At 42.5% G+C, this 8,856-nt stretch carries 3 protein-coding genes; 2 read left to right on the forward strand and 1 reads right to left on the reverse strand.

Features of this window, described 5'->3' with window-relative positions:
• Nucleotides 1-58: 58 nt before the first annotated feature.
• Nucleotides 59-7,876, reverse strand: a complete 7,818-nt coding sequence (locus PENNN9_RS08960) for an Ig-like domain-containing protein (protein WP_058369356.1) — start codon at nt 7,874-7,876, stop codon at nt 59-61.
• Between the two features lie 488 nt (nt 7,877-8,364).
• Between PENNN9_RS08960 and rpmB the strand changes: the two genes are divergently transcribed.
• Together rpmB and rpmG are read left to right on the forward strand one after the other, a co-directional pair.
• Nucleotides 8,365-8,601, forward strand: coding sequence for a 50S ribosomal protein L28 (rpmB, locus tag PENNN9_RS08965; protein ID WP_058369357.1), 237 nt, complete (start codon nt 8,365-8,367; stop codon nt 8,599-8,601).
• 39 nt (nt 8,602-8,640) lie between these two features.
• Nucleotides 8,641-8,796, forward strand: coding sequence for a 50S ribosomal protein L33 (rpmG, locus tag PENNN9_RS08970; RefSeq protein ID WP_010201403.1), 156 nt, complete (start codon nt 8,641-8,643; stop codon nt 8,794-8,796).
• The last annotated feature ends 60 nt before the right edge of the window (nt 8,797-8,856 follow it).

The raw sequence follows: 8,856 nt of genomic DNA on the forward strand, positions 1-8,856 counted from the left end.
AACCCCAACTTGGGGGTTTTTATTAAATATTAGTTTTTTAAATAGAAATTATGAAACATTACTCAACTTTGATAACTTTAGAGAAACCGAAACCATTATTGCTTACAGTAGCCGTCGAGCCAAGTTCAAACGCTTTGTTGAAGTCTATGATATATGTATTAAACCCTACCTCTGCCTGATTACTCGATGACTTACCGTCTATAGTCACATTATAGTTTGGTGAATATGGCGACAAAATAACTCTAGTACGTGGCGTATTCTCATTGATTGTAACATTTAGGCTATTTGTACATGTAGCACCACCAGTACCAAACGGACTTGCATTATCAATCCAAGGAGTTATTAAAGTAGTATCATTTATTATCAAGTCATCGACTGAAGTTGGTAATTGGTAGTTGATACTTTGAGTATTTTCACTACCATTTACAAAGGTGGAAGCATCAAAACGTACCTTCACCCAATTTGAATAACGTAACGGGTAGCGAATCTCAAAGTCAGCGCGACCTTCATCATTTGTGATAAATGAATAGCCATCCTCTGAAACTTTGTTACCAAGAATAGTCACTGGATTAATAGCTTCAAGCTTACCACTAGAATTCTTATCTTCGTTTAATGTAGGATCAGAATCTTGATCTAGCGTGTAGTTGTAATTAGCATCTTCCGTAGGATACCAATCAGACTTTAACGGTACTGGTGTTTTTTCAGAGAAGACTTTCGGTTCTGGTGTGGTGGTCTTTATCACGTTACCAAACTCGTCAAGCTCATCAATATCAGCAGCTTGATAAGTAGTTGTACTATCTAGTAAACAATATACACCTTGTGCATATTCCGTCGCATAAGACTTAATTGACACCTCCTGATTTGACACCGCGCGTCCTGAGCCATCCATGACAGATATCGAACCACGTACCGTATAGTAAATATCATCAGAAGATAACTTACTAGAGAATGCTAACGTGGTATATACAGCTTCTTCTGAGACGGTAATATTGCTGGTCTTGCTACCGATATTGGCATCATCTTGTAGTAAACGTGCGTTGATAATCACACCACCGATAGGCGAACTGGCATTGGCTTGATAGACGACACGGGCTTCACCTTTACTGTCTGTTATCGCTGTAGCCGCCGATAAACGACCTGCTGATGAGTCTGCCGCACGGCTAAATACGACGGTTTGCCCTTCTACTGGCACATCATTTTTGTCTTTGACTGTCGCTACCACTTCGGTGCTGGTGCCAGGAGTGATGACCGATTTGACTGCTTGGAATAGCATTTTCGCAGGTGTCGTAGCACGGAAGCGTGTATCGACGGTGGTCTGATAGCGCGGCTCACCGTTTTGTAAAGTTACGCCTAATATTTTAGCTTGTAGTACCGCTATGCCAGCAAGCTCAGATGTCAGTGTTACAGGTACCGTAATGATATTACCAGTAATATTATTTGGCGCAATTGCCTTAGTAGTAATAACATCGTTATTGTTAAACTTACCGATAGTGGTTTGTATCTCAACATTTTTGCCAAGTAGATCATCTGCTTCACTAGCAGAGTCTGTACGGATCTGTATATTGATAAGTTGCGGCTTATTAACGTCATAAACATCTTGGATATCGATAAAGCTGATACCCGCTTGGGAAACCTTGACCAGATCAATGCTATTGATACTACGCTGGGTATTGATACTGTCCTCACCAACGGCGCGGGTAAACACTTGTAAGTTACCATTATTGTCAAAGGTAAGCTGATCTTCTTTGACTTCAAACGTTGCCTGACCATCGTTACCAGTAGTCGCTATTGCCGTTGGTACAATCAAATCACCATTCGCGTCAATCAGCTGCATTGCTGCATTACCAATCGTCTGCCCTGCACCATCAACGAGTGTGGTAGTGATGGTAATTGCCTCACTATCTTGCAGCTTAGTGTTGCTCGCTTCAATACCAATCTTCGTACCCACGGCTGATAGGCTTAGTGTTTTACTTTCACGGGTAGTCAGTGTGACATCACCATTAGCATCATATTCAGGGGTAACTATCTTGGCTTCAATATCAATAGTGTGATTTAGGCGCGCATTAATGCTGCCTGCGGCTAAAAGTACGCCGACATCTATTTGACCATTCGCATCAGTGGTTACCATGCTTGGTGTCGTAAGTGCCGCTCCACTTGCCGCTAGATTGGTAATAGCCAGCTGCACAGGAACGCCCGTTAAGATGCCGCCTTTGCTGTCAGTCACGCGGAAGGTGGCATTGGTTTGATCTCCACCAGTAGTTAGCGTGGACTTATCAGAGCTGACAAGGATTTGATACTCATCAATGGTCGCGGTATCTACAGGTACAATATAGTCTGACTCAATATCAAAGCCACCAGACGTTTTAGTTTTCGCTGTGACCTTGATGCCTGCCTCTAAAATCGCTTGATTGACGTTAGCGCCAGGCTCAAGTTTGAGGTCAAATGTTGCCACACCGTCGCTATTAGTGGTAGCCGTACCATTGGTCACTGTAACGCCAGTTTGGAGCGGATTATCAACATTTAAGCGTACTTCACGGTTACCAATAGCCTCATCATTATCTGTCGCTCGTACAAAGACTTTAAAGGTATCACCTTTGGTACTAACTACCTTGTTTGCGCCGATAGTGATATTTTCTGTCGTACCCGTAGCACTACTAGGCGTGGTGGTGGTGACGGTGCTGGTTTTGGTGGCGATATTGCCATTTTTATCCGCCGCTGAAAAAGCGACAAAAAAGCTTGAGCCGATGGCTTTTTTCTGTTCCTCTGTCAGCCCTGCTGGCACAGCAAGGGTATAACTGGCCACCCCTGAATTATTAGTGACCTGCTCTTTACCACTGACCAGACGCACGCCTTGCTCTGCAATCGCAGCAGGGAGTGCTAGGAAAACTTTTTGTCCCGCAATCACATTGTCTTGACTGTCTTTGGCAATGACTTCTACCTGTGTTTGACCACCGTTTAGGTTGAGTGGCGTAGGCGTTAAATCAATCAGATCGATCGCCGCTTTGGTTGATTGGACATTAAACTGAACTTCTTGCGTTTTATCAGTTAAAGTTTCTCGTAATGTTGCTGTCAGTTTTTTATCTTTAAGAGCTGCTTTTTCTTCATCAGTTAGGTTATTAGGAACAACTATCTCAAAGCTAACGTTACCATTATCGTCAGTGGTCATTGAAGTGAGGTTATCACCCGACTTACCATTAACGGTTAATAGCGCTGCTAATGCTTTGTCAGCAAAATCAATGGTCATAGGCTGACCACTGATTGCAACGTTGGTGGTTTGCGTACTAATACCAACATTCACAACCGCCGTATCGCCTTCACCATTTAAAGTATAAAACGGACGATTGTTAATCAGATTTGGATTATTTAGAACAGTTAAATCTACAGTTGGCGTAGTAATGATGACGTTTTTAATATCAGACGTATACGTTTCACCTTTTTCGATATAAGATAGCTGGTAATTGATACCGACCTTCTTGAGCTCTTCACGCTTCTCATAGCTCAAACCTTCAGGGATAGTGACGATAAAGGTGGTTTCACCATTAAAGTCAGTAGTGTTACTGTCTGAACTAACAGTAACGCCATAATCCTGAGCTTTTTTACCAAGTAAGATACTGACTTCTTGGTTTTGTACAGCGCTATTGCTTTTGTTACTTAATAGCTTAACTTTAATAACGCCCTCACCACCAAACTCACTGATGCTTGGGGTAAGGATAGAGGCAAAATCTAATGTAGTGGTAGGCTTTTCTACCTGAATCTTGCCAGACAACGTAGCTTGGGTACCATCAACATCAATAATGGTGGCAGTATAGTTGATATTTGATTTGGCAAGTACATTTTGCTCATCTTCACTAAGGTTATCTTTTATATTTACAGTAAACGATACACGGCCTGCGTTATCCGTGCTCTGCTCAGCATCAATGATTGTAAACAGTGCAGGCTGGTCGATCTTAAGCTTGACGATTCTATTTAAAGCAGCACTACTATCAGGATACTTACCCGTGATATCGACTACAAACTGCTTATCAGTGGTGAGCACAGGTTGGGTGCTATTATCAACAAGCTGAATCTCACTTTGACCTACTTCATCGCTAAGTGTAATCAGGCTGCTTGTCACAACACTCTTAGCACCGGAGTCTTCGACGGTCATCGCGGTGAGCACAAACGACCCAACTTTTTCAATTTTTGCTTTTTGATCAGTGCTCAATCCTGCTGGCACGCGAACGGTAAAGCTGACTTCACCCTGATTGTTGGTTAATTTGGTGGCGCTACTGTCTAAGCTTAAGAGTCCAACTAGATTGTCAGGCAAGCTTGCTGTCACTGGCTGGTTTGCAATTACTCCACCATTTTTATCATTAATGCGGAAGCTGATAGTAGTGCTACCACCTGAGCTTGATAGTTGCTTGTTGGTTAGAGTACCAAAGCTTAGCTGGTACTGGGCGGCTGGAATGATGACTGGTGCATTATATTTACTAGAGACTACACCATCAATATCAGTGAGGCTCACGGTGTAGCTAAGATCAGATTTGACCAATGCTTGACGTTCAGCCTCACTCATCGTAGGACTAATATTTACGGTAAATGTGGTTACACCTTTTGCATCTGTTTTTTGTTCACTGTTCTGTATTGTGAGCTTTGAGGCGTTATTAATCGTTAATCTGGCCACTTTGTCTGCAGCAGCGCTACCATCGTTACGTGTCCCTGAGACTTGAATGCTAAAGCTGTCTTTTAAAATATTGATTGGCGCAGGATTGGTGGTGACAGCGAGTGTCGTTTGACTGGCCTGTACCTTATCAGTGACACTAATGGCAACACTCGCAGTGCTTGTGGCTCCTGTAGCCTCTACAGCTGCGACATTTAGTGCAAAGCCACTGTTGTTCTCAATCAGTGTTTTTTGTGCTTGGTTCAGATTGGTCGGTACACGTACATTGAAACTGACCATGCCTTTAGCGTCAGTAGTCTGGTTTGTAGCGTCATCTAGAGTAATTACACCAGCATTCACCAAAGCAGCTGGTAGGCTTGCCTTAACTATTTGATTTGCTATTACGCCACCGTTTTTGTCATTGACACGAAAGCTGATGGTCGTACTACCACCTGAGCTTGACAGCTTATCACTACTCATTTGGCCAAAGCTAACTTTGTATTGAGCGGCTGGTACATCAGCTTCAGCAGTGAAAGATTCGATAGCACGGCTGTCGTTATCTGTTAATACAACTTGATAATCGATGTTACTAGCAGCGATAGTGCGGCGCTCAGCTAAGCTTAGACTTGGATCAATATTGACGATAAATGTAGCATTACCCGACCCATCTGTCGTTTGTTGGTTACCAGCAATGCTAATGTCTTTAATACCCTCGATACTCAGTTCAACAGGTTTATTGGTTGCCGCATTGCCATTTGGCAGTTTGGCTGCCACTTGTATACTGAAGCTGTCTTTCAACACATTGACCACGCTTGGCATAGTGCTGGCGCTGACGACGATATCACTCCTAGTCGGATCCGCATTAACAGTAATTTTTTCACTGTTGGCTTTAACGCTTACACCTGATGTTTCTGTCAGGCTTGCGGTTAATGAAAACCCACTGTTTTCAATAGCTTTACGCTGATCAACGGACAACCCTTCAGGGATGCGCACAGTATAGTTAACGACACCTTGAGCATCTGTCGTTTGATTGGCGGCGCTAGTAAGTGTGACTAACCCTTTTTGCGTTAAGGTACTGGGCAAGCTCGCGGTCACTTGCTGTCCTGCCACGATACCACCAGTTTTATCATTAACACGGAAGCTGATGGTAGTTTCACCGCCAGTACTGAGTAGTTTGTTTTTGCTTGCTGTGCCTGCGTTTATTTTATATTCGGCGACAGGCATGATGACCGATGCATTATAAGTTTCGCTAGTAATACCATCATCATCTGTCAAAGTAACGGTATAAGGAATGCCGTTTTTGACTAGGTTGTTACGCTGAGTATCCGTTAAATCTTGAATATTTACTGTGAATTCAGCGACACCTGCAGTATTGGTAATCTGCTTACTGCCGGCAATGCTCACGCCTGGTACATTTGTAATAGTAAGCTTAACCTCTTTGTCATTTGCCGCACTACCGTCAGGGCGCTTAGCGGCCACCTGAATACTAAAGCTGTTTTTGAGTACATTAATAGCTCTAGGAATGCTTTTTGCATCTAAGATCGTCTCACTTTCAGCGGTAATCTGTACGCGAGCACTATCTATCTTACTGCTAGCACCTGATGCTTCAACGGCCTTGGCAGACAGTACAAAACTACCTGCGCTTTCTAAAATCGCACGATTACTTTCTGATAATCCTTTTGGAATACTGACGGTATAGCTGACCACACCTTTATTATCAGTAGTTTGCGTGGCTGCGCTGTCTAAGCTCAATAGCCCCTTTGCGGTCAGTGCAGCAGGCAAGTTTACTGTGACTTTTTCACCAGCTACTGCGCCACCGTCTTTATCATTGACGCGAAAGCTGATATCCACGCTACTACCAAAACTTGATATTCTCGTTTTACTGGTGTTAGCTGCTTTGATTTGATATTTGGCAGCAGGTATCTCAACGCTGCTCTTACCCTCTTTTACTGTTTTAGAGTTATTTGGCTCAGACAAGGTAATCGTATAGCTGAGACCCTCTTTAGCAAGCTTGGTACGCTCCGCATCACTCAGCGTTGGCGCTACAATAATATCAACTACTGCTTGGCCTTTAGCATCAAAAGTAAGCGCCTCAGTACTTAAACTGACACCCTTTATATCGCTATTGAGCTTAATAGAGGCTTTTGCCCCAGCAATGTTCGTTGGAACTTTGTCGTTAATCGCGGTTGCATTAATAGTGATCGTTTGACTGTCACCATAAGCGTTAAGTGCGCTGGCGTTTCCAGATACTGTCAGCTTATAGTCTGAGGTAGGAATCGCAACCGGCAATGTGCCTGAGACTTTTTTAGTCGCACCATTTTTTTCTACGATATTGATAGCATAAACCACGCCTTGTAATAGCGCCTCACGATCAGCCTTTGATAACCCTTTATCAACAATAATGTCAAAGGTAGCCATACCATTGCTATCAGTGGTTTTGTTACTTCCGACAATAGCAACCCCTTTGATATCATTAATTCCCATACCGACCTGTACGTCTGCAGCCCGTGCGCCATCCGCATTTTTGAGAATAATGCTAAATTGAGCCGTATCACCGTAAGGATTTAGCTTGTTATTAGATACTGAACTTGTTTGAAGTCGATTGTCGATAACAAGAGTACTGACTACTGTTTGAGTGCCATCACCACTGCCTTCTTTACTGATGCGGACGGTCAACACTTGATTGATGGTTGCGCCATTTGACGGCTGTTTAGCCGTTGCTTTTAAGCTAAAACCATTTTTGATTAGATTTGCTTTTTGCGTCTCATCAAGTACCAGCGGGTTAAGCTTTAACTCATAGGTCGCCACACCTTTGTCATCAGTAGTCTGAGTGCTAGACCCTTCAATGGTAACACCAGTATTTAGTGAGTCATCAATACTTAGACTGACTGCCTTATCGATAGCCGCGCCGCCAGATATGTTTTCGACCGCTTTTACAGTTACATTAAAAATGACAGGTTCATCTGTAAGCTTTATGTTTGTAGGGACAGTATAAAGTTTTTGTAAACTAAAATCCTCTGTAGATACCTGCTCACCACCATTATCACTACCACCATTATTATTACCCCCGTTACTACCACCTGAGCCTGGCTGCTCAATACCTAAATCAGGTGCAGGCGCAACAGAATCTACTGTGTCACTATCGCCGCCCCCGCCACATCCTGCTAATGCCAATGCACAAGTCAAAGAAGTAAGTTGAAACAGCTTAGAAGTAAAAGGTAGCGAGCTATGTGACATGTTTTGGACTCCGAATCCGAATCAGCTATGATATGTTCAAAAATACAAGCAAGAATCGTACCCAATCTATAAATGCATAATAAAAATAGATAAAGTTACATTCTGTTTACTCTATATATATAATGTATTAAAATTATAACGGTAACCTTACTGACTTTTGTTGTAACTTACAACTAAAAATTATACCTATAAGTTAAGTAATCAATCACATAGCAGTGTCAATTCAAGGTATAATGACGCTTCTATAAGACGATGTTTATCGTAAAATAATTTGAGTATTCACTGATTTTATGGTATAAATGTCGGCTTTAAAATTTTCTGAATTGGTCACTCTGTTATTTGCCTTTATATGACAGTAAAACCAGCTCAACCTTCATATAGTTTTGTTTGGTGCAAAGCTGCTGCTTGCTGTGTCCATGCCGCAAATACGCGCAACTTGCCCAGACTGGTATGAGAATATCTCATACCTCATAGATTAGGAGTTCGCCATGTCTAGAGTTTGCCAAGTGACTGGAAAGCGCCCTATGGTGGGTAATAATGTTTCGCATGCAAACAACAAAACCCGTCGTCGCTTTCTACCAAACCTTCAAAATCACCGTTTTTGGGTAGAATCTGAAAACCGTTTTGTCCGTCTACGTGTATCTACCAAAGGTATGCGCATTATTGACAAGCTTGGTATTGATAAAGTGTTAGCGGATCTACGCGCACAAGGTCAAAAAGTTTAAGCCACGCGCTTGTAGACCACCATTTAAAGGAAAGCTATCATGAGAGATAAAATCAAGTTGGTATCGACTGCTGGTACTGGTTATTACTACACTACCACCAAAAACAAGCGTACAATGCCTGGCAAAATGGAGATCAAAAAGTTTGATCCTAAAGTACGCCAGCACGTGATCTTTAAAGAAGCAAAAATCAAGTAATAACGATTACTTTATTATTTGAAAACAAAAAAGGGTTTATTGGCCAGTCGTGGGCGTTCA

This window comes from Psychrobacter sp. ENNN9_III (assembly GCF_001462175.1).
GTDB lineage: Bacteria > Pseudomonadota > Gammaproteobacteria > Pseudomonadales > Moraxellaceae > Psychrobacter.